The organism is Pelotomaculum schinkii (assembly GCF_004369205.1).
Classification (GTDB): Bacteria; Bacillota; Desulfotomaculia; order Desulfotomaculales; family Pelotomaculaceae; genus Pelotomaculum_C; species Pelotomaculum_C schinkii.
In genome coordinates this window covers 1,083,164-1,106,170 of record NZ_QFGA01000002.1, presented here as the reverse complement: position 1 = coordinate 1,106,170, position 23,007 = coordinate 1,083,164, and the positions used below count along the sequence as shown (strand labels likewise).

Annotated in this window: 15 protein-coding genes; 11 read left to right on the top strand and 4 right to left on the bottom strand. The window is 48.0% G+C overall.

Annotated features, from left to right (window positions below):
• The first annotated feature begins 82 nt into the window (after positions 1 to 82).
• On the top strand, positions 83 to 1,333 hold the full coding sequence (locus Psch_RS16050) for an L-lactate MFS transporter (protein WP_190258810.1): 1,251 nt from the start codon (positions 83 to 85) through the stop codon (positions 1,331 to 1,333).
• 578 nt (positions 1,334 to 1,911) lie between these two features.
• Positions 1,912 to 3,153: an L-lactate MFS transporter gene (locus Psch_RS16045; RefSeq protein WP_190258809.1), complete on the top strand. Its 1,242-nt coding sequence runs from the start codon at positions 1,912 to 1,914 to the stop codon at positions 3,151 to 3,153.
• A gap of 424 nt (positions 3,154 to 3,577) precedes the next feature.
• On the opposite strand, the gene Psch_RS16040 is transcribed toward Psch_RS16045, so the two are convergent.
• From Psch_RS16040 to Psch_RS16025, 4 genes are all read right to left on the bottom strand, one after another.
• Entirely contained in the window at positions 3,578 to 4,447 is an 870-nt protein-coding gene (locus tag Psch_RS16040; protein ID WP_134220228.1) for a radical SAM protein, read from the bottom strand.
• A 162-nt stretch (positions 4,448 to 4,609) separates the two neighbouring features.
• On the bottom strand, positions 4,610 to 6,553 hold the full coding sequence (locus tag Psch_RS16035; RefSeq protein ID WP_190258808.1) for a heterodisulfide reductase-related iron-sulfur binding cluster: 1,944 nt from the start codon (positions 6,551 to 6,553) through the stop codon (positions 4,610 to 4,612).
• 283 nt (positions 6,554 to 6,836) lie between these two features.
• Positions 6,837 to 7,826, bottom strand: coding sequence for an electron transfer flavoprotein subunit alpha/FixB family protein (locus Psch_RS16030; protein ID WP_190258807.1), 990 nt, complete (start codon positions 7,824 to 7,826; stop codon positions 6,837 to 6,839).
• A gap of 15 nt (positions 7,827 to 7,841) precedes the next feature.
• Positions 7,842 to 8,615, bottom strand: coding sequence for an electron transfer flavoprotein subunit beta/FixA family protein (locus tag Psch_RS16025; RefSeq protein ID WP_190258806.1), 774 nt, complete (start codon positions 8,613 to 8,615; stop codon positions 7,842 to 7,844).
• A gap of 2,070 nt (positions 8,616 to 10,685) precedes the next feature.
• Between Psch_RS16025 and Psch_RS16020 the strand changes: the two genes are divergently transcribed.
• The 9 genes from Psch_RS16020 (at position 10,686) to yqeB (ending at position 22,996) form a co-directional block, all read left to right on the top strand.
• The gene (locus tag Psch_RS16020) at positions 10,686 to 11,567 is read left to right on the top strand and encodes an FAD binding domain-containing protein (protein WP_190258805.1); all 882 of its coding nucleotides are present in this window, start codon (positions 10,686 to 10,688) and stop codon (positions 11,565 to 11,567) included.
• A gap of 3 nt (positions 11,568 to 11,570) precedes the next feature.
• Entirely contained in the window at positions 11,571 to 12,053 is a 483-nt protein-coding gene (locus Psch_RS16015) for a (2Fe-2S)-binding protein (protein ID WP_190258804.1), read from the top strand.
• Entirely contained in the window at positions 12,054 to 14,468 is a 2,415-nt protein-coding gene (locus Psch_RS16010) for a xanthine dehydrogenase family protein molybdopterin-binding subunit (RefSeq protein ID WP_190258803.1), read from the top strand.
• A 1,048-nt stretch (positions 14,469 to 15,516) separates the two neighbouring features.
• A complete protein-coding gene (locus Psch_RS16005) occupies positions 15,517 to 16,398 on the top strand; it encodes an FAD binding domain-containing protein (RefSeq protein ID WP_190258802.1) in 882 nt (293 codons plus the stop codon).
• 3 nt (positions 16,399 to 16,401) lie between these two features.
• Positions 16,402 to 16,875, top strand: a complete 474-nt coding sequence (locus Psch_RS16000) for a (2Fe-2S)-binding protein (protein WP_190258801.1) — start codon at positions 16,402 to 16,404, stop codon at positions 16,873 to 16,875.
• Positions 16,875 to 19,277, top strand: coding sequence for a xanthine dehydrogenase family protein molybdopterin-binding subunit (locus Psch_RS15995; RefSeq protein WP_190258800.1), 2,403 nt, complete (start codon positions 16,875 to 16,877; stop codon positions 19,275 to 19,277). Before Psch_RS16000 ends, Psch_RS15995 begins: the two co-directional genes overlap by 1 nt.
• Before the next feature lie 524 nt (positions 19,278 to 19,801).
• Positions 19,802 to 20,839, top strand: coding sequence for a molybdopterin-binding protein (locus tag Psch_RS15990; RefSeq protein ID WP_190258799.1), 1,038 nt, complete (start codon positions 19,802 to 19,804; stop codon positions 20,837 to 20,839).
• Between the two features lie 224 nt (positions 20,840 to 21,063).
• On the top strand, positions 21,064 to 22,200 hold the full coding sequence (locus Psch_RS15985; RefSeq protein ID WP_190258798.1) for an XdhC/CoxI family protein: 1,137 nt from the start codon (positions 21,064 to 21,066) through the stop codon (positions 22,198 to 22,200).
• Positions 22,184 to 22,996 (top strand): selenium-dependent molybdenum cofactor biosynthesis protein YqeB, encoded by an 813-nt coding sequence (gene yqeB, locus Psch_RS15980; protein WP_345789088.1) that lies wholly within the window; start codon positions 22,184 to 22,186, stop codon positions 22,994 to 22,996. Before Psch_RS15985 ends, yqeB begins: the two co-directional genes overlap by 17 nt.
• The last annotated feature ends 11 nt before the right edge of the window (positions 22,997 to 23,007 follow it).

Here is a 23,007-nt window from a genome sequence, read left to right as displayed (position 1 = left end):
AATGGAGTCGTTCAATGGTAATATCCAAGTGGGACATGCGGTATGCATCCGGTAAGTAAAACATTATAAGGAGGCATTATTCATGGACTTAAAAACTAAAAGATGGCTTGTTTTGATAGCCAGTGTTCTTATCAACCTTTGTATCGGTTCCGGATATGCCTGGAGCGTTTTTGCCAAGCCAATGGTCGCGCATTTATCGTCTGTTACCGGTGTCGCAGTCACTGCCGCTGCAGCGACGCTGGCATTTACCATTTCGAACTTATTTGGTCCTGTCACAATGATCATCGGTGGGAGCGTCCAGGACAAATTTGGTCCGAGATGGGTCATATTTGTCGGGGCTTTCATATTTGGCGGAGGCGTGTTCCTGACCGGTTTTACCACTTCAACCACATGGCTTTACCTGTCGTATGGTACTTTGATGGGTCTTGGCATGGGCTTGATTTATTCGTGCACGATTGCCAATACAGTCAAGTTCTTCCCGGATAAAAGGGGCCTGGTGGCAGGCCTGGCAACTGCCGGCTACGGCACAGGCTCGATTGTAGTGCCGCCGCTGGCAAACTCAATGATTAGCAGTATGGGTATCATGGCTACCTTCCGGACACTCGGGATCGCCTATTTTATCATCATCGCATTGGGTTCATTCTTTGTTATGACAGCGCCCCCAGGTTACAAACCGGAAGGCTGGACCCCCCCTGCCCCCAGTGCCGGTTCGGCAGTTTCGGGGGTTGATAAAACCTGGAAACAAATGCTGTCCGACCCCATTTTTTATGTGCTGTTACTGATGATCATGATCGGCGCCTTTTCCGGTCTGATGATTATCAGCCAGGCTTCTGCAATTGCTCAAGAAACGACTAAAGTAACGGCAGCAGTAGCCGCTGTGGCGGTGAGCATGATTGCCCTGGCCAATACCGGAGGACGATTGTTCTGGGGCTGGGTTTCAGACGTGATTGGACGCTACAATGCCCTTACGATCATGTATATCATCAGCGCAGTGTCAGTCTTTGCTTTGACTGCAACTCCCAGCTATTCGCTGTTCGTGGTGGAGGCTATGTTAATAGCCCTGTGCTTCGGCGGTATTATGGGAATCTTTCCTGCTCTTACTGCTGATATGTTCGGACCGAAGAACAACGGTGTCAACTATGGAATTATGTTCAGCGGTTTTGCCATTGCCGCGTATCTTGGTCCGATGACGGCCGCTAGTGTTAGAGCGTCGAGCGGCGGGTACGTAACCGCCTTTATCGTTGCCGCTGTCATCAGCATTGTCGGTATATTGCTGACGCAGGTGGTTAGATCCAAGTCGAAGAAAATGCAGGAAGCTACCGCTAAGGCATAGTTAATAGCTTTATGTTGCAGAATGTTACCGGTTAATGTATTTTTTGAAAATGCGTATAACCGGAGTCCCAAAAAAATAGTGGTGTCTATGGTTTACCCTGGTGAAAAATAGAAGTAAAAATATATTACTATAGTATTACCTATAGTAATATATTTTAAGATAGTTACTATGGATAATAGTAATATCAAAAATATTAATATTGCTCATTGTATCAATGTCGGGTATCGCCATTGAGGCGTTAGCGCCAACCTGAATAATAAAGGTATTATTTTTATTGATAAAATGCATTTTAAGTGGAAAATAATAGTCAAAATGTTTGTGACTTTCTTTATAAATATGATCTATTGCAAATTCTCGTTAAGAAACTCACTAGTTGATTAAAAGCGGCCGGTAATTAAAATGCATACCTGAATTATTTTACGTGGACCGCTTTACTTAACATTTAATTTAAGGGGGTGGCCGACAAAAACACGGCTAAAACTTAATAGGGTGGAGATCGGAGTTGTTTGAGAAAGTTGCCAAGTAGCAAATGAGGTATGCATTCAGTCTAGACATTATTAAGGAGGCATTATTTATTCATGGACTTAAAAACTAAAAGATGGTTTGTTTTGTTAGCCAGCGTTGCTATCAACCTTTGTATCGGCTCTGGTTACGCCTGGAGCGTTTTTGCCAAACCGATGGTCGTTTTATTAGGTTGTACAGCTGCTGCAGCGACGCTGGCATTTACCATTTCGAACTCTTTCGGACCTGTCACCATGATTTTAGGCGGAAGAATGCAGGATAAATTCGGGCCGAAGTGGGTCATTGTTGGCGGAGCTTTCCTGTTTGCCGGCGGTGTTTTCCTCACCGGCTTTACCACGTCGGTGACATGGCTGTATATGTCATACGGTGTTTTAATGGGCTTAGGCATGGGGGCTATTTATTCTTGTACCATAGCCAACACTGTCAAGTTCTTCCCTGATAAAAGGGGTCTTGTTTCCGGTATAGCGACTGCCGGATACGGGGCAGGCTCAATTCTAGTGCCGCCTTTGGCTAACGCGCTGATTGCCAGTCAGGGCATCTTGGCAACTTTCAGGACCTTGGGTATTGCTTACTTTATCATCATTGTTGTAGGATCATTCTTTGTTATGACTGCGCCCGCCGGTTACAAGCCGGAAGGCTGGAACCCGCCGGCGCCGACCGCCACCTCGACAGTTTCCGGTGAGGATAAAAACTGGAACCAAATGCTGGCGGACCCCATGTTCTACGTGCTGTTGATTATGCTTACCGCGGGTGCCTTCGCCGGTTTGATGATTATCAGTCAAGCTTCGCCGATTGCCCAGGAAGTCATTAAAGTGACGCCGGCGGTAGCGGCTGTGGCTGTTAGCATGATAGCCCTGGCCAATACCGCAGGACGTATCTTCTGGGGCTGGATATCAGACAAAATCGGACGCTACGTTGCGCTTACGATCATGTATATCATCAGCGGAGTAGCTGTGTTTGCTTTGACCGGCATCTCCTCCTATGCGGCATTCCTTATCGCAGCAATGCTTGTAGGCCTTTGCTTCGGCGGGATTATGGGGATCTTCCCTGCTCTTACCGCTGATATGTTCGGGTCGAAAAACAATGGTGTCAACTACGGGATTATGTTTTCAGGTTTCGCTATTGCCGGTTTGTTTGGTCCGATGACGGCTGCTACAGTTAAAGCGTCTCACAACGGAGATTACACAATTGCCTTTATCATTGCCGCTTGTTGTAGTGTTTTAGGTATCGTATTGACGCTAGTCGTGCGGTCGAAGACTAAAAAAAATCAGGAGGCCGCTTTAGCGGCTAAGGCATAGCTGGTGGCAGCGTTGTAAAATAGAAGATTTGGCCGGTTGTGTGCCTGTATTTGAAAAAGGATGCTGCCGGAATCACCAGAAAAAATGCTGCCGATGAAGTATCTTTGGGAGAACAGTAAAAATATATTACTATAGTTAATAAGCTATAGTAATATATTTTAAGATAATTACTATAGCTTATAGTAATATATAATATAATACAACTTTGTGGGGATGATAGGCCGAAAATCCCAGTTGAGAAGTGATGAAACCTGATACTTTTGAAGTCGCCAGGAATAATTATTAAAATTATAAAAGCTATGAGAGGAAATAAAATAAAGGTTGCAAGAAGCTTTATTAAGCTCCTGCAACCTTTATTTATTCCTGTTTTTCTTTATATTATAGAGCATAAAAATCTTCTTCAATATAAGGCTTGCGAGGATAGTTATAGGCCGCGCAGGTATTCCGGCCTTAACATATCTGGAGTAGACAGGGCTTTTTCCAGAAGCGAGAGCAGAGCTTGCCTGTCCCGGTTCAGGACACCCTTAAGCGGCAGATAATTTGAGGCGTGATTACTTCTAAAGGTACAGTTTGTAAGAGTCACTTTCTCCAGCATTAATTTAAGTTCCTGAAGATCCTGAATTGGTGTCATCAGTTTAAATTCCCCGCGTTGGACCTGGTCATAAAGAGGCGTACCTTCCACCACCATCAAGGTCAGTGTGCTCAGGTAATCAGGATTAATGGCGCTTATAACAGCTGCTGTTTCTGAAGCATGCTCCTCAGTCAGGTCCGTGCCGCCTAGTCCGCTGATAACTGTGATGGACAATGTTAAACCGGCGTCCTTTAATTTGCGGCAGGCTTCCACCATTTTAGCGGCTGTAACACCTTTTCTGACCAGTCTGAGGATCTTGTCGCTGCCGCTTTCCAGCCCGAAGTAAACGATATCCAGTCCTGCTTCTTTGAGTTCCCTTAATTCTTCCGGCTGTTTTTTCAAAACATCTTGGGCGCCGGCATAGATCCCTATGCGTTCCAATAACGGAAAATCGTTGTATAAACGCTCCATAGTCCTAATCAGGAGTTTGGTATCAAGCGCCAGGGCGTTGCCGTCGGCAAGAAAGATTCTATTAACGTGTTTTTTGTATTTATTAGCCGATATAATATCTGATTCAATTTCCTGCCAGCTTTTTATCCTGAATTTTTTGTCTTTGTAAGCGCTGCAAAAGGTGCAGGTATTGTTAGAGCACCCGACAGATATTTGTAATATCAGACTTGACGCTTCACTTGGCGGACGAAAAATTGCGCCCTCATAACGCATTATAATCACTCCTTAAAAATGGTTCCTTTTCATACCCCTGTTTCATAGCCGAAATAGTATAGAAGAGTTTTCTTAATATGCGGGCGCGAAATCAATCGCACCCACAGCATTAAGCTGTTATCAGTCACTCCAGGCAACGCCAACGTCTGATTCTGTCGTTCTTTAACGGTCTTGTATTTGGTTTGCCAGCAACTCTGCAATATCCTTCACTTTTACATTGTCGGCTTCCAGGTTGCTTACAGCAGTCTCCAGCATGGTGATGCAGAAGGGGCATGCTGTAGCAATGGTTTCAATATTGCCTTTCTCTAGCAGTTGCTTTGCCCTGGTTTCAAAAATTCTGGCTCCGGGTTTGTCATCCAACCATATACCGCCGCCACCGCCGCCACAGCAGAAGGATTTCTCCCTTGATTTTTCATTTTCTATTAGATTTGCGCCTGCCAGTTTACATAGCTCTCTGGGTTGTTCATAGATACCATTCATTCTACCGTAATAACAGGGATCGTGATAGGTTGTATTTTCCGGATGGGCTGCGGTTTTAATTTTCAGCAGGCCTTTTTCAATTAGTTCCCGCAGGTAAACAGCATGGCTTAAAACCTGGACATCGGGTAACGCATATTCATTTTTCAAGGTATGGTAACAATGTGGACAGGCAGTGATAATAGTATTAAAGGCATACTGGTTTAATACCGAGCAGTTCTTTTCAGCCATTTCCTGGTATAAGTATTCGTCACCTGCTCTTCTGGCCATATGACAGGTACAGCTTTCCTCATTACCCAATATCGCAAAATCAATACCGCAATACTGCAATAGCTTAACAATTGCTTGTGAAACTTTTATATTTCTATCTATCAGGGCACCTGTACAGCCAACCCAAAAAAGCACATCAAACTGTTTCTTTTCAGCTGCAACAGGCACATCCAGACCTTTGGCCCAGTCCAGTCGCGAACGGGTGGCTGCATTCCAGGGATGCCCGCGTCTTTGTAAACTCATTAACGCGCCCTGCCAGGTTTGGGGCATGTTACCTAAGGCCATCACCTGGTAACGTCTTAAATCAATAATCTTTTCAACAGGGTTAGACAGAACAGGACATTTTTGCTGGCACGCTCCGCAGGTGGTGCAGGCCCATAATTCTTCCTCTGTGATGATGTCTCCTACCAGGGCGGTTTCGGAGTTGCTGATTTTCTGCATTTTTTCCATAATTGTCCGCGGTGAGAGTGCTTTCCCACTATTAAAAGCAGGACAGTTAATTTCACACTGTCCCGCGCTTACGCAGGCATCAATGGAAATAAGTTGCGTTCTGGTAAAGCCGCTCAAATTTTCCGTTCCGAAGTAATCTTCCGATAGTTCAATTTCCCTTAAGCGGCCTGGAGCTTGCAATGCCTGGTGAAATAAATTTAGTGGAACCAGCGCAATATGGGACAACTTTGTCCAGGCCAGGGCTGTTATTGTTAAAAAGGAAATAAACATGTGTGTCCACCAGGACAGGACATGCGCCGTAGTTGCAGCATCCCGGCCAAGTGGCTCCACCAATTTTACTACCGGGTAAACCGGGAAGGCCCAAAACTGCCACCCGTAATTATCTCCGGTATTTATCGCCAACCTGCTTCCCTCGACTAAAAAACCGGTAATTAGGACCAGAAAGGGTAATACCAGCGACAGTAAGGTTTTAATATTGTTCTCACCTTTAGCCGTTTTTAACATATAACGACGTAAAAACAACAGCACGATGCCTATCATGGCAAGCAGCCCTGCGGTATTAAGAATTAATTTAAAGATAACAAACGTATTTCCGAATAGAAAATGGCCAATATGGCTGTCTATCATCAAAGTACAGGTTCCCAAAAAAAGGATGATAAAACCATAAAAAACAAAAATATGCATGATACCCCAGGTTTTTTGATCATCCAATAAGCGCTGGCTAAGCATATTACGGAGCAGTTGGAGGGTCTGATCCTTCCAGTTAATGCTTGCTTTTTCCTCTTGCCCAGAGCGCCACCTAACTATCTTAAAGTGATAAAGGTAGCCTAAAATTGCTATCACCAGGGCGCCTAGCAAATAAGTTACCCATCCTGATTCTATTCCCCAAAATAACTCTCGTGAAAGCACTTTATCCTCCTAACTATAATGTCCCACAAAGTTGACTTAATATTATTAATCGTTTTGATGCGCAGCATTTATGCTTTCCCTTAATTTCTGTATGAAGTTATTGAGGTTATCGAGATATGTGGTGACGTCGATCCAACCATAATTGTCGTCATAAACCAAAAAACTATTGGATGTTTCAGTAATTCGTTTATTAATGAATTCACCCACTTGCATCACTACCACCTTTTATTAATGTTTTTCAGCTACTGATAGCCGTTTGTGTCAATAGTGGCTGGGATTTTCTTTATGACGCCAATAGTTTTTTGCACTCTTCGGTGAGGAGAGGCACCACCTCAAACAAATCGCCAACGATGCCGTAGTCCGCTACCTTAAAGATGTCCGCCTCGGGATCCTTGTTAATGGCCACGATGCATTTGGATGAGCTCATCCCGGCCAGGTGCATGGTTGAGCCTGAAATACCGCAGGCAATATACAAGGCAGGTGAAACGGTCTTGCCGGTTTGGCCTACCTGAAAGCTTTGGGGAATCCAGCCGGAGTCGACAGCGGCCCGGGAAGCGCCCACCGCCGCACCCAGGACATCAGCCAGTTCCTCCAGAATTTTATAGTTTTCCGGCCCCTTCATACCGCGGCCGCCGGAAACGATAATATTGGCCTCGGTCAGTTCCGGACGGGTGGAAATCTGCATCACAACCTCTTTGATAACCTGCCTTAAGTCTGTTTTTTCCAGATAAACAGCTACATTTACCACTTCAGCGCCGCGCCCGGCCCGCGGCTCGTCAGCAATGAGCACATTGGGGCGAACCGTAGCCATCACGGGCTTTAGCTCGGGGCATACCGCCTTTACGAAAGCCTTGCCGGCATAAACCGGACGCACAAAGACAAGCTGCCCGCCGCTTAGTTCCACGCCGGTGCAATCGGACATAAGACAGGTCTTTACTTTCTGGGCCACCCTGGCGGCCAGGTCGCGGCCCAGCACGGTGCAGCCAATCAACAACAGGGAAGGCTCTTTTTCCATAATCAGGTCGCTCAGCGCCTTGCTGTAGGCATCGGTAGTATATTGGGCCAGCATATCGTCATCAGCCAGGTAGACTTTATCGGCGCCATATTCTGCCAGCGTGGAAGCCAAACCGGAAACTCCTTTGCCGAAAAGGAGGGCGCTCACTTCTTCACCGGTCTCTTTTGCAAGCTTGCGGCCGGCGCTTAACAGTTCAAGGGTTACTTTTTTTATTTTTCCATCACGGTGCTCTGCAAAAATCCAGATACCCTTTGCCATGTGGCTTTTCCCTCCTTAGATAATTTTGGCTGTTTCCCGTAAGATACGGCATAATTCACGCGCCGCTTCCGGCGCTTCGCCGGGCACAAGCTTGCAGGCGGCCCGGGGCGCGGGCAGGAAATAAGAAATCGCCTTCACTTTTGGCGCTATTTGAGCGGCATCAAGGCCGAGTTCGGACAAAGAAAGCTTTTGGAAAGGTTTTTTCTTGGCCTGCATGATCCCCCGCATGGTAGGGTAGCGTGGCTCGTTGAGGCCCTTTTGGGCGGTAATCAAGGCCGGCAGGGGGACCTCCACGACCTCGCTGCCGCCTTCAATATCCCTGGTGGCAACAGCTTTGGCGTCCTCAATGGTGAGACTGGTGACAACATTTACCTGGGGCAAGCCAAGCAATTCGGCCACTCTTACCGCCACTTGAGCGGAACCGTCATCAACAGCGCGCCAGCCCGCCAGCAACAGGTCAAACTCCAGGCCGCCCAGGACTTTGGACAGTACCAGAGCGGCGGCATATTCGTCGCTGCCGGCCATATTGTCGTCAGTAACCAGTATTGCTTTATCGGCCCCCATGGCCAGGGCCTGGAGCATGGCGTCCTGGGTTTCCGGCGCTCCTGCCGAAATGACTGTAACTTCCCCGCCGTGCTTCTCCTTAAGCCGCAGAGCCTCTTCAACGGCAAATTCGTCGTAGGGATTGATAATCAGGTTGACACCCTGGCGCTCAATTTGCCCATTGGCATCCAAACTGATTATTGCCGCAGTGTCAAAAGTTTGTTTCATCAGAACCGCAATTCTCATGTTATTCCTCCTTTGACATAAGGAAGTACGTTAGTTAAACACAGCATACTAGCACAAACTAAAGTAGTATATATTAGAATATATACTTGTTATATTATATAATAGGTTGTTTAAAAAATAAATAGTTTAAAACCAGACATTTGTAGCAATTGATGTCGAAATCGCTTTTTTATAAATATCCATAAAATCAGAAAAACATCCGTTTATCCTGGCCTGGTTTTGTGTTTGGCAACTATATTATGCCAGGATAGGGATGTGTTTTCTTGTGGTTTAACCTTTAATACTATAAAAAACAAATTGTTGTATTTAGTAACGTCAGACTTTTTAAAATTTTGAAAACGTAAAGATTAAATCCGATACCTTAATGTTGGTGATCCTATTGACGAGGGTTTTAATTCGAAGAGTATTGTCTCTTTGTGGTCAATTTTTCGATCTGTAAAAATTAGGAAACATTACTTCAATCACTAAACTCACTCCGATCTCATTTTATTATGACCGTATGTAAAAAAACTTTTAGGCAAATTGGGATATTGTCCAAAAAGAAGAGAAAGGGACTGTTATGGTTAGCTTTAATGAGTTATTTAAGTTAAATAACTACATATGGCCAAGCATACCCATTTACAAACAAAAATGAACTTGATTTTTTAAATATAGTACTATACAATGGAATAAATAGTTATTGACATACGCTCATAAAAGAAGAAGTAAATTTTAATGTCAATAAGTTATATTAATGAACGAGAGCAATTGTATAATTATTTTTTTGCGATAAAAAGTGATTTTTGTAACATGATGGTTCTATTCTACAGCATTATTATTTTTTTAGTATACTACTATAGCCTGTATTAGTTTAGTATGTTTTAGATGTTATTCCCAGCTGTTAATGATATTACTATGGACTATGTTAACTCAGGTACAGTAGAACCTAATAATTGAGTGGCTTTAGACCAATAAATCTTGAAAAAAACAGCAAAAAAAAAGAGCAACACCGATCCTTTATCTGGAATTTGTGAGTGGGCAAACAAACCATTCCGAAGGACAGTGTCCTCATGTTATTAGCTTTCGAAACTAACCAGCCCAATACTTTGCATAACTATACTGCCACCAGTTACGGCGATTAAAGTCATAGACTTTACAGGATTCCTTAAAAAGCACTTCACAATAAAATACATCATAACTACCAGTACACTGCCGCACTGAATTGATCAACACATTCTTGGAAAACTCTGAAAACAAAAAAACGCTTAAATAAAAATCGAACAAATAAGATAAGCTGTTTTAACGAATCCTTGCCGCCTGTGATGACCTAAATCTTGTCTGCGACAAGACAATAAATCAACACGCCTCTGATGAGCTTAAAACACCAGACGCTCCTTTTTTGTTGATAGAAACGTGTCACTAAAGGAAATTATTCTTATCTAGACTTCTTATCTATCGGGACCAGGACAAAATTTAGCAGTGGTTCCGCTAGATGAAAGCCCCTTCTCCGGTCAGTTGGAACCTGCTTTTGCACTGGACATACCAAAAAACCGCATGCTTACGTCGTTTTACGACGTTGCTGATGCCGATGCTGCACATGATCGAGGTGATGATTAACGGGTATTAACTAGCTGAACGCTTTCTCTAAACTACGAAGCGTTGAATAAAACAAAAAATAAACTTTACAAAGTGCCCTAAACGGTTTTAGGGGAGATCTCAGCAAAGACTGATTTTGGTATCCAGTTACAACATATCGACCGTATGATTGTATAACTGGACAATGAAAAAGTCAAGGTCGAATTTGCAGCTTGATTAAAAACGAGCTAACTATTTTTCAATGCCGGGTTGCTGTAAACAATAGATAAACCTGGGCTGGTTTCGTATTGCCTTATTTCCGAGGGTTGGTTCAATAATTAATGCTATGACTTCCAAGGGAAACAGGCAACGGGTTAACTAGAAGGCTTCCCTGGTGTTGAATCAAATAAAGGGGGCATGCCCAAGAAAACACCAAGAGAGATTCCTGCAGCAAGAGGTCGAGAAAGTGGTAACGCATGAGTAGTGGAAAGGATAAGAAGGAGGTGTCTTACAAAGATGTATACGAATAACTTTGAGTATTTAGCTCCCAAGACGCCTGGCGAAGCGTTTGAATTAGTAGGCCGTCTGGGAAGCAAGGCTAGGATCCTTGCCGGTGGCACAGACCTGATCGTGTTGATGAAAGACAAGGTAATAAGCCCGGAATACGTGATTGACATCAAGAACATTAAAGAGTTTAAAGGCATCAAGTACGAGCCTGGTAAAGGTATGGAAATCGGCGCTACCACAAAGATTGCGGAATTACAGTATTCGGAAATAGTGAAAGAAAAATACCCCGCCCTTGCTTATGCAGCAAGCCAGCTTGGCAGTAATCAGGTAAGGCACATGGCTACAATCGGCGGTAACAGCTGTAACGCTTCACCGTCGGGCGAAACACCCACCCCGCTGGTAGCTTATGGCGCCAAAGTCGTTTTAAGCAGCGCAGCCGGAGATAGGGAATTGCCGCTGGAGGATTTCATTACGGGCGTCAGAAGGCTCGCCCTCCAAGAAGGAGAGATTCTAACCAAGTTTATTCTGCCCGAACCTTCTCCCAACTCCGTGTGCCGCTATACCTATGCTGGCGCCAGGGACGCCCTGGAAATTGACTGTGTCAATATGGCTGTCAATTTGGAACTGGAAAATGACAAGCAGACTGTAAAGTATGTGAAATTCGTCATGGGTTCGGTTTTCATAAGGCCTTTGGTATCCGAAGCAGTTCCTGCCCTCCTGATTGGGCAGAAATTCAGTGATGAATTAGTAGAAAAAGCGGCTGCAGCAGCTCAGGGCGAAGCGATGCCGATTTCCGACGTTCGGGCCTCCGAGTGGTACCGTAACGAAATGGTCGGAAATCTGACTCGCAAGTTACTCAAAGAGGCGTTTGCCGCCGCTCGGGAGGTGTAAGTGATGAAACAGCAGATTGCATTAGAAATCAACGGCCGTGTGTATGATCTGGTTGTCAGCCACAGGGACCTGCTTGTTGATGTGATCAGGAAAAAAATAGGTCTTACCGGCACCAAAAAAGGTTGCGGGAATGGCGACTGTGGCGCTTGCACGGTCCTGGTAGACGGAGAACCCACATTATCCTGCCTCACGCTGGCGATTACCTGCAACGGCAAAAAAATTACAACTGTTGAAGGGCTTGCTCAGGGAGGCCAACTCCATCCGCTTCAGGAGGCATTTATCAACCATGGCGCCATCCAGTGCGGTTACTGCACGCCTGGCATGCTCATGTCGGCAAAAGGGCTCCTGGACAAAAATCCCAAGCCCACCTTGGAGGAAATCAAGCTTGCCATATCAGGAAATCTTTGTCGCTGCACAGGCTACAAGAGGATCGTTGAAGCTATTCAAATGGCTTCCGAAACCATGTCCGCACAGGGGGTGAAGTAAATGCAAACCTGGGATAAAAGAGAAATCGAAGTAACCGAAGGCGAATCATCATATGTACGTGAAGGAGTACCTTCATATCTGGATGAGAGAAGGTTTTCCCAGGTGGGAAGAAAAGTGCCGAAGGTAGATGCCGCTGTCAAAGCAAAAGGTGAAGCGGTTTATGCCGACGATATGGTGCTGCCGGGTATGCTATTCGGTAAAATCAAACGCTGCAAAGAATACGCGCACGCGAAAATTAAAAAGATTGATTGCAGCAAAGCGCTCGCGCTGCCGGGGGTTTATGCAGTCCTCACCGGAGACGAAGCTCCCACCAAATGGGGTATCGTGCCCCATAACTGCAACGAGACTGTACTGGCTATAGATAAAGTCCGCTATTGGGGTGAAGGCGTGGCCGCTGTTGCCGCCATTGATGAAGAAACCGCCGAGGCCGCCCTTGATTTAATTGAAGTGGAATACGAGCCCCTGCCAGTTTTAACTGATCCGTTTGAATCCATGGCGCGGGCAAATGAAGTGCTGATCCATGATGATAAGCCTGGCAATATATGTCACCAGGGGGATCAGATTTACGGCGACGTGGACAAGGCCTTTGCCCAGTGTGAATATATTTTAGAAAGAGAATTCAAAACCGGCATGCCTCACCAGGGCTTTATTGAACCGCAGTCCGCCCTGGCCAGCTATGACACACAAACCGGTAGACTGCATGTATGGACCTGCAATCAGGTTCCCCACTATGTGCATGTTCAGATGTCAAACGTTTTAGAAATACCCATGAGCAAGATCCGGGTTACCATACCCACGGTTGGCGGCGGTTTCGGAGGCAAGGGCGAAGCATGCTCGAATGAGTTTGTAGCCTGCCTCCTTTCCAGAAAGACAGGCCAGCCGGTCAAAGTAACCTTTGAGCGCAATGAAGTATTCTTCAACAATAAAGGCCGGCACCCAGCCCACATGAAGATGAAAATCGGTCTCGACAAAGACGGCAATATCTTGGCGTGTGAATTTGACAATACCCTGGACAAGGGCGCATATGCCAGCTGGGGTGTCGTGGTGATGTTCTACACAGCGTCCATGATCCACCTGCCCTACAAGGTGCCCAACGCCCGTTCCTATGTAAGAAACGTATATACCAACAAGCCTCCCATGGGCGCCATGCGTGGTCTCGGCGGGGTGCAGCCTAAGTTTGCCTTTGAGTGCATGCTGGACGAGCTGGCTGAGATGATGGGCATCAGCCCGTATGAACTGAGGATGAGAAATGCTTGTGTTTCAGGCTATACAGCAGCCAACAATATGTACGTGCCGCACACCGAGTATAAGAGATGCCTGCAGACCGTCGTGGAGAAATCAGGCTATCTTGAAAAGCACGGCAAACTGCCCTTCGGCAAAGGTATCGGACTTGGCGGCGGTAACTACATCAGCGGCACAGCTTATACCCTCTACCCTTCTTACAAACCACATACTACAGTGTTGCTTCGGATTGATACCGAGGGCGGAGTAACCCTGCACTGCGCGTGCACCGATATCGGCCAGGGCGTTAACACCGTCATGGCACAGATGGCTGCCGAAGCTCTGGGTGTTTATTTTGAAGATATCCACATCCAGTCGCAAGACACGGAAATCGGGTGTTTCGACCTGGGTACTTTTGCCAGCCGGTTAACCTACGCCACCGGACACGCTATCAGGCAAGCAGCCGAGCCGATCAACCAGAAGCTCAAAGAAATTGCAGCTAGTATGCTGGGTGTCCGGGCTGACCATTTAGTAATAAAAGACCATAAGATCTTTTCTACGTATGAAAGAAAATACAGCATAGAATGGGACAAAGTAGTTCAGGTGGCCATCAACACCGTTGGAGCGCTGGTAGGTATCGGGCACTTCTCCCCGCCGCGGCGCAAAGGGATTGATATCGTAACCGGCAACAGAATCCAGGGCGCCAATATCGGTCACTCCCCCACTTTTGGTTTCAGCTGTCAAGTACACGAAGTCGAAGTTGACACGGAAACCGGCCGTATCCGCGTGAAGAAGGTAACCGAATCCGGTGACATGGGCACAATGATCAACCCCATGCATGCGGACGCTCAGGTGGAAGGTTCCATTGTGTATAACATGGGGTCGGCTCTCTATGAAGACCAGGTTATAGACAGCAAAACCGGCGAACACTTGAACCCGAACTTCCACGACTATAAAATGCCGACTGTTATGGAAATGCCGGAAATGTCCATCAACACATTAAAAGACAGCTATGACCCGACAGCTCCCTTTGGAGCCAAGGAAACAGGCGAAGGCGCCGTTCAGCCTACGTTCCCGGCTATTACCAACGCGGTATACGATGCTATCGGCGTAAGGTTCTACCAGGTACCGATTACTCCGGAAATGGTACTCCGGGCCTTAAAAGAAAAGAAAGAAAAAGAAGCTAAATGTTAGCTGACTCTCCTGCATAGCTAAGTGAATATGACCATACGCCGGGTTATTTTTCCCGGCATATGGTCAACCCAAGACTGTGTAAGACTCAACGCCTATATTGTTTTTGAAAATCTACAGTGAAAAAACCGTCTTTGTCCAGACCGATTTTCATACTGTAGAGATTAATTAGCGGCAACGGAAGATAAACCCGTTGCCGCTAAAATTATATCTTTTCAGTTATAACGTGAAAGCTTTTTAAGCCTGCTTTTAAGACGGTCGCCAAGACGGGTCTGCCGCTCCTTCAGTGACTGATTCCTTGCGCAATACCTGTCAACAGGGTAGGAAAACACCAGGGTTGAAGTATGTTCCCTGAGTGATGCCTACTATGAACAAAACCTAGTTACTCACTCTAATGCAAACAGTGTAATTTATCTAAAACCGGTAGGAACAGGATTTTTTCTCTTGAAACATTTCTGCTGCATAAAGGAACACCGGTTGTGATGAAAATCATAAATGCCCTGGGCTTAATATAGAAGCAATATCTTTAAAATACACATGACTTTTCGGACAAAAAATTGAACTTGATTTTTTAAATATAGTACTATACAATGTAATAAAAAATATTGTCATGTATAACAGCATAAATAAGTTTTATGCTGTTAATAAATTGTGTTAATGGTAACGCTGTATAAAGTTGTGGGGTGCAATCGAAAGTGTTATTTTTAACATAATAATTATAGTATGTATATTAATATTTTTTTGGCATACTACTATAGTCTATACTAGTTGGATATATTTGATTCATTTTCAATTTTTTTTGTTTTTTTAATGTTTATAGTGCTATAGATTATATTATTATTTTATATAGTTAATATGCTAACTAAAATGTGGAAAATAACAAAAATAAGTAATACGTATCTGTGGCAATGGGTAGTGTCTTATCCTAATTTTTTGAATAAATAAAGGGGGAATGCCAAAGAAAGCGACATCAGAATTTTCTGCAGTAAGAAGTGAAGAAAGCGGTTATCGATGGGTAGCTGAAAGTATTTGAAGGAGGTGGCTTGCAAAGATGTATATGAATAACTTTGAGTATTTGGCTCCCAAGACGCCTGGGGAAGCATTTGAAGTGGTGAGTCGTCTGGGAAGCAAGGCCAGGATTCTTGCCGGTGGCACAGACCTGCTGGTATTGATGAAAGACAAAATCATAAGCCCGGAATACCTCATTGACATCAACAACATTGAAGAGTTTAAAGGCATCAAATATGAGCCGGGTAAAGGTATGGAAATCGGCGCGACCACAAAGATTGCAGAGATTCAGTATTCTGAGATAGTGAAGGAAAAATACCCTGCTCTTGCCCATGCGGCAGGAGAGCTAGGTTCATCCCAGGTGAGGCACATGGGCACAATCGGCGGCAACAGCTGTAACGCATCTCCGTCCGGCGAGACCCCCACACCCCTGGTAGCTTATGGCGCTACGGTTGTAGTCAGCAGCGCTGCCGGTGAAAGGGAAATGCCACTGGAAGCGTTCATCCAGGGTGTCAGAAAGATCGACCTCAAGGAAGGCGAGATCCTGACCAAGTTTAAGCTGCCGGAACCCTCTCCGAAGTTGGTAGCCAAATATGCCTATATGGGCGCCAGGGACGCCAATGAAATTGACTGTGTCAACATGGCGGTCGCCCTTGAACTGGAAGCTGACAAAAAGACTGTCAAGAGTGTAAAACTGGTCATGGGCTCGGTTTTCATCAAACCGCTGGTATCCACAGCAGTTCCCGCACTCCTGACCGGGCAGAAATTTAGCGATGAATTAGCAGCGAAAGCGGCTGAAGCGGCTCAGGGCGAAGCGAAGCCGATTACCGACATCCGGGCCTCCGAGGAATACCGGAGCGAAATCGTAGGGGTGCTGGCCCGCAGACTACTCAAAGAGGCGTTTGCCGCCGCTCAGGAGGTGTAAGTGATGAAACAACTGATAAGCTTGGATATAAATGGCCGGGTTTATGATCTGGCTGTTAGCCCCAGGGACTTGCTGGCTGATGTAATCAGGAGAAAAGTAGGACTCACCGGCACCAAGAAAGGCTGCGGGATGGGCGACTGCGGGGCGTGCACCGTGCTGGTGGAAGGCAAACCCGTATTGTCCTGCATCACGCTGGCAATCACCTGCAACGGCAAGAAGATTACCACTGTAGAAGGGCTGGCCCTGCCGAACGGCGAACTGAACCCGCTTCAGGCGGCATTTGTCAACCATGGCGCGATCCAGTGCGGTTTCTGCACACCGGGCATGCTCATGTCGGCCACCGGGCTTCTGAACAGGAATCCCAAGCCCAGCATATATGACATCAAGCACGAGATGTCCGGAAACATCTGCCGCTGTACCGGTTTTAAGAGAATTATCGAAGCCATTGAAGTAGCTTCTGAAACGGGGGTGAAGTAATGGGAGCCTGGGATAAGAGAGAAAATTATGTACGTGAAGGGAAACCTTCATATCTGGATGAGAGAAGGTTCACCCAGATAGGAAAAAGCTTTCCGCGGATAGACGGCCCGGCCAAGGCTAAAGGTGAAGCGATTTATACCGCCGACATGGTGCTGCCGGGTATGGTGTATGGGAAAATTAAGCGCTGCAAGGAATACGCGCACGCCAAAATTAAAAAGATCGACTGCAGCAAGGCGCTGGCATTGCCGGGAGTACTGGCAGTACTCACCGGAGACGAAGCTCCCAACAAATGGGGTATCGTGCCCCAGTCGGCCAACGAGACCGCTCTGGCCGTAGACAAGGTTCGCTTTTATGGTGAAGGCGTGGCCGCTGTTGCCGCCATTGATGAAGAGACCGCTGAGGCCGCCTGCGACCTGATTGAAGTAGAATACGAGCCCCTGCCGGTGTTATTGGATCCCTTTGAGTCTATGGCGCGCGCAGATGAAGTACTGATTCATGAAGATAAACCGGGCAACTTCCTGCACACAGGTGAGCAGATCTACGGCGACGTGGACAAAGCCTTTGAAAAGTGCGAGTACATTTTAGAAAGAGAATTCAAAACCGGCCGGCCGCAGCACGGCTATATCGAGCCGATGTCCGCCTTGGCCAGCTATGACACCCAGAGCGGCCAGCTGCACCTGTGGGCCAGCAGCCAGGTTCCGCACTACCTGCACCGCCAGATGTCCATCGTATTAGAAATGCCCATGAGCAAGATCCGGGTTACGCTCCCCGCAGTGGGCGGCGGTTTCGGCGGCAAGGGCGAGGCAGCCTCATCGGAATTTGTGGCCTGCCTTCTGTCCCGTAAGATTGGCCGGCCGGTCAAAGTAACTTACGACCGTGATGAAGTATTCTTCACGAGCAAAGGCCGGCACCCATGCTACATGAAATGGAAAATCGGTCTGGACAAAGACGGTTATATCCAAGCTGTAGAATTTGACAATACTATGGACAAAGGCGCATACGCAGGCTGGGGCGTCGTGGTGATGTTCTACACCGCGTCGATGGTGCACCTGCCCTACAAAGTGCCCAATGCCCGTACCCATGTAAGGAACGTTTTTACCAACAAGCCCAGCTGCGGCGCCCAGCGTGGTCTCGGCGGCGTTCAGCCCAGGTTTGCCATGGAGTGCATGTTGGACGAGCTGGCTGAAATGATGGGGATCAGCCCGTACGAACTGAAGATGAAGAACGCCGTTGAGTCAGGCTATACCGCCATCAACAACATGTACGTGCCGCACACCGAGTACAAGAAATGCCTGCAGACCGCGGTAGAAAAATCGGGCTACCTGGAAAAACACGGCAAGCTGCCTTTCGGTAAAGGCATCGGCCTGGCCGGCGGCTATTACATTTCCGGTACCGCCTATACCCTCTACCAGTCATACAAGCCCCATACCTCAGTAACGCTGAAGGTAGACACCGAGGGCGGCGTGACCCTGCTTTGCGCGGCTGCCGAAATCGGCCAGGGCTGCATTACTGCCATGGCCCAGATGGCGGCTGAGGCGTTGGGCATCCATTTTGAAGACGTGCACGTTCAATTAGGTGACACGGAAATCGGCAGCTTCGACTTGGGTAGTTTTGCCAGCCGTTTAACCTATGCTTCCGGTTATGCCATCCTGGAAGCGGCCAAAGAAATCAACTTCAAGCTTAAAGAAATGGCCGGCGGATTGCTTGGCTGCCGGTCTGACCAGTTAACCATTAAAGACCGCAAGATCTATTCCATGTTCGAGCCCAAGTTCAATATCGACTGGGCAACAGTGGTGCAAAAATATGTCAACTCCGTTGGCGCTTTAAGTGCGGTCGGGCATTTCTCGCCGCCGCGGCGCAAAGGCATTGACATCATCACCGGCAACCGGGTGCAGGGCGCCAACATCGGCCACTCTCCCACATTTGGCTTCAGCTGCCAGATCCATGAGGTGGAAGTGGATACGGAAACCGGGCGTGTATATGACAGGAAGGTAACCGAGGCTGGCGACGTGGGTCAACCGATTAACCCGATGGCCGTGGATGGCCAGGTGGAAGGTTCCATCGTGTTCAACATGGGCGCATGCCTTTACGAAGATATGAAGTTTGACGCCAACGGCAAGCACCTGAACCCCAACTTCCACGACTACAAGTGCCCGACCTTCATGGAAATGCCGGATATGGACACCAATATGGTAGAGAGCTACGACCCGACCGCGCCGTTTGGAGTTAAGGAAACCGGTGAAGGCGCCGTTCAGCCGACCTTCCCGGCGATTACCAACGCGATCTATGACGCTATCGGTGTAAGGTTCTACGAAGTGCCGATTACTCCGGAAATGATCCTCAAGGCCTTAAAAGAAAAGAAAGAAAAAGAAGCTGGCTGTGGCTGCGGTTGCGGAGCTTAATAACAACCTTGCCATACGCCGCGAATTAAAAAGTGAGCTAAAAGAAACATTATGATTATTTTAGCGGCAACGGAAGAAAAAGCCGTTGCCGCTAAAATTATATCTGCACTTATACAATATAACCAATATTTCAAAAAACATATTTGCCGTCGCCTTTGGTAACGCTTTCCTTGTGCATTATTTAACAACCACAAAGAACGATTAAATTGCAAACACAACTGTAATTGCAGTTAATATTTTAAGTTGTAACCTGAATCATTTGAAAATTAACACAAAGATGTTGATAATAAAGGGGTAAAATATAGCAATGCCGGGCCACGTTGTTGACTCGCGAGATCTGGCGATATTCTTTAATAATAAAGGATATAAAAATCCGTCATAACCTGCCTTTCCTGCGGAGACAGGGTATGGAAAACACCAAGGTTGAAATGCGTCCCTTGAGTTATACTAACTATGAACAAATTTTGGTTGATAGTCCATCCTCCATCGTGTACGATAAAGGCACTTTCAAGGAGTGATATATAATGAAGTTGCAGACGATAAAGGTAGAGGAAGCGGTAGGAAAGGTGCTCAGCCACGATATCACCCAAATCGTGAAGGGAGAATCCAAGGGAGCGCTTTTTAAAAAAGGACACATCATAAGGCCGCAAGACGTACCCGAGCTCTTGAGGTTGGGCAAGGAAAATATCTATATCTTAGACCTTGACCATGGTGACGTCCATGAGGACGAAGCCGGTGTGCGCCTGGGCGAAGCTGTCACCGGCGAGTGGGTAACCTGGTCCGGCCCCAAGGAAAGCCGGGTGAACATGCACGCCGCCTGCGACGGGCTGTTGAAAATCAATATTCCCGCCCTGGAAGCGATCAACGAGCTGCCGGACGTGATTTTATCGACCTTGCCCAACAATACGGTGGTCAAAGAAGGCGAACTGCTGGCAGGGACCAAGGTCATACCGCTGGTCGTACCCGAAACAACAGTTACAGCCGCTGAAGACATCTGCCGGCAGGCCGGCGGCTGGGTCATCAAGGTGCTTCCCTTTAAGGAATTAAAAGTGGGCGCGGTCATTACCGGCAGCGAAGTATATAAAAAGCGTATCCGGGACGGTTTCGGACCGGTCATCACCGAAAAAGTGAAAGCGTTCGGTTCAGAGATACTGGGCATAGATTTCGCGCCTGACAACGCTGAAATCATTGCCGCCAAGATCAACAAAATGGCCTCGGACGGAGCGGATATCATCTTTGTAACAGGAGGCATGTCCGTCGATCCCGACGACGTCACCCCCAACGCCATTCGCCTGGCGGGGGCTAAAGTAGAGAAATACGGCGCCGCCGCGCTGCCCGGGGCGATGTTTATGCTGGCCTACCTGGGGGACGTCCCGATCATGGGAGTGCCGGCCTGCGGGATGTTTTTCAAAATAACCGTCGTGGATTTAATACTGCCGCGGTTGTTGGCGGGTGAGCGGGTAACTCGCAAGGACATCGTAGCGCTGGCCTGCGGCGGGCTCTGCAGGGCTTGTCCCGAGTGCCGGTATCCCAACTGCACCTTCGGCAAAGGCTCGCACTAACCTGAAAATAACATTGCCAACGACTATTCTCAGATAAAGCCACTCTTGCTGCCCCAACTAAAGGCAGGCGCGAATTTATTCGCACAAATGTTACATGAAACCACACAAGTTCGGCGCTGAAGCGCACTCACATTGCCGTAGTATTCATCTTCTGCCGGCGTTGCTTAGCGAGGCATGTATGGCAAAATAACGCCAAAAATCCAGGGAGGAGGTTATTGGAGTATATGGAAAGCAACCTGGAGCAAGGGATAACCATAGTGACCGTCATTGGTAAGGAAAACCTTCCGGACAGTCTCTTGGGGCAAAAAGCAATATTCAAAAATAAAGGTGAAGGGAAAGCCGGAAACCTGGAGCTGCCCTGGCTGGCGGAGCAGGCGGCGGAAACGGTCCAAAGTAACCGGTCCAACGGGATGTTTGAGGTAACGACCCTGTCCAACCCGGCCAAACCGGAGCAGAGCGCCACAGTTATGATCGCCCCCTACCAGCCGCCGCATGGACTGATCATTTTAGGCGGCGGCCATATAGCCGTGCCGCTGGCAGCTATCGGGAAAATACTGGGGTACCAGGTTACGGTAGTCGACGACCGGCCTGACTTTGCTCACAAAGAGCGTTTTCCCGGGGCCGACAGAGTCATCTGCTGCGACTTCAGCGACATGGAAAGACACCTGGACCTGGGACCGTCAAGCAGTGTGGTAATAATCACCAGGGGCCACCAGCATGATCAGGAATGCCTGCGCCGGTTGATAAAATACCCCCTGGTTTACCTGGGCATGATCGGCAGCAGGCGAAAGATAAAAATAGTCAGGCAGCAGTTGCTCGAAGAAGGTATAGACGCCGAAAAACTGGAGCAGGTACACATGCCGGTAGGTTTGGACGTAGGGGCGCAGACCCCCGGGGAAGTGGCCGTAAGTATAGCCGCGGAATTGCTCAGAGAGCGCCGCGGCGGGAGCGCCCAATCCCTAAAAGACCACAGCCCGCAAAAGTCCGCCGGCGACGTTGAACTGCCTTCCGCCGCGGACAGAGAAGTATTGCAGAAAACGCTCACAGGAGATAAAACACCTGCGGCGCTGGCCACAATAGTAAAAACACGGGGCTCCACCCCCCGCAAAGCAGGCGCGCGGATGCTGGTTTACGGAGACGGCCGGATTTTGGGGACAATAGGGGGCGGTTGCGGTGAGTCGGAGGTCCGGCTGGCCGCCCTTGGTGTGATTGACGAAAACTTGCCGCGCATGTATAAAGTGTCGCTTAGCGCGGACACGGCAGCTGCGGAAGGGATGGTCTGCGGCGGCGCGATGGAAGTATTCATAGAACCGGCAGGCGGGTATCAAGAGGTTTTTAGCGGGGGTGAAAAAAATAAGTAAAAATAAAGCAGTGGTAGTGATAAGAGGAGCCGGCGACCTCGCCTCAGGGGTCGCTTACCGTCTTTACAAGAGCGGCCTGGACGTGATCATGACCGAAATAGAACGCCCGCTGGTGGTAAGAAGGACCGTGTCGTTTGCCGAGGCGGTATATGAAGGGAACGTCACCATAGAAGGGATAGAGGCCGGCCTGGCCGGTTCGGTGGAAGAGGCCCTGTCATTGCTTGAAAAAAAGGTCATCCCGGTGCTGGTGGACCCCGCGGCGGCCGTGGTAAAAGATGCGCGTCCCGCGGTGGTGGTGGACGCGAGGATGGCCAAACGCAACCTCGATACCACCATCGGGGACGCGCCGCTGGTAATCGGCCTGGGGCCGGGCTTCACCGCCGGCGTCGACGTCCACGCGGTAATTGAGACCTGCCGGGGACACCGGCTGGGCCGGGCCATTTACAGCGGCGGCGCCATTCCGGACACCGGCGCTCCGGGAGCGGTGGACGGCTATACCCTGGAGAGGCTGTTGAGGGCCCCTGTGGACGGAGTGATGGCGCCGCGCTGTTCTATCGGGGAGCAGGTAGAAAAAGGAGATGTGGTGGCCTATGTCGAAACAACACCGGTATATGCGGAAATGACGGGAATGGTAAGAGGCATGCTCAAAGAGGGGCTGTGGGTTCCCAAAGGGACCAAGATAGGTGACATCGACCCGCGCCAGGACGCCGAATATGACACCATCTCCGATAAAGCGCTGGCTGTCGGCGGAGGGGTTTTGGAGGCGGTATGTCATTTCCTTAACAGCAACCAGTGAACACATTGAAT

Excerpts from the sequence above, each read along its gene's own strand:
- Psch_RS16050 (WP_190258810.1), top strand. The coding sequence starts at position 83 with ATGGACTTAAAAACTAAAAGATGGCTTGTTTTGATAGCCAGTGTTCTT.
- Psch_RS16045 (WP_190258809.1), top strand. The coding sequence starts at position 1,912 with ATGGACTTAAAAACTAAAAGATGGTTTGTTTTGTTAGCCAGCGTTGCT.
- Psch_RS16040 (WP_134220228.1), bottom strand. The coding sequence starts at position 4,447 with ATGCGTTATGAGGGCGCAATTTTTCGTCCGCCAAGTGAAGCGTCAAGT.
- Psch_RS16030 (WP_190258807.1), bottom strand. The coding sequence starts at position 7,826 with ATGGCAAAGGGTATCTGGATTTTTGCAGAGCACCGTGATGGAAAAATA.
- Psch_RS16025 (WP_190258806.1), bottom strand. The coding sequence starts at position 8,615 with ATGAGAATTGCGGTTCTGATGAAACAAACTTTTGACACTGCGGCAATA.
- Psch_RS16020 (WP_190258805.1), top strand. The coding sequence starts at position 10,686 with ATGTATACGAATAACTTTGAGTATTTAGCTCCCAAGACGCCTGGCGAA.
- Psch_RS16015 (WP_190258804.1), top strand. The coding sequence starts at position 11,571 with ATGAAACAGCAGATTGCATTAGAAATCAACGGCCGTGTGTATGATCTG.
- Psch_RS16010 (WP_190258803.1), top strand. The coding sequence starts at position 12,054 with ATGCAAACCTGGGATAAAAGAGAAATCGAAGTAACCGAAGGCGAATCA.
- Psch_RS16005 (WP_190258802.1), top strand. The coding sequence starts at position 15,517 with ATGTATATGAATAACTTTGAGTATTTGGCTCCCAAGACGCCTGGGGAA.
- Psch_RS16000 (WP_190258801.1), top strand. The coding sequence starts at position 16,402 with ATGAAACAACTGATAAGCTTGGATATAAATGGCCGGGTTTATGATCTG.
- Psch_RS15995 (WP_190258800.1), top strand. The coding sequence starts at position 16,875 with ATGGGAGCCTGGGATAAGAGAGAAAATTATGTACGTGAAGGGAAACCT.
- Psch_RS15990 (WP_190258799.1), top strand. The coding sequence starts at position 19,802 with ATGAAGTTGCAGACGATAAAGGTAGAGGAAGCGGTAGGAAAGGTGCTC.
- Psch_RS15985 (WP_190258798.1), top strand. The coding sequence starts at position 21,064 with ATGGAAAGCAACCTGGAGCAAGGGATAACCATAGTGACCGTCATTGGT.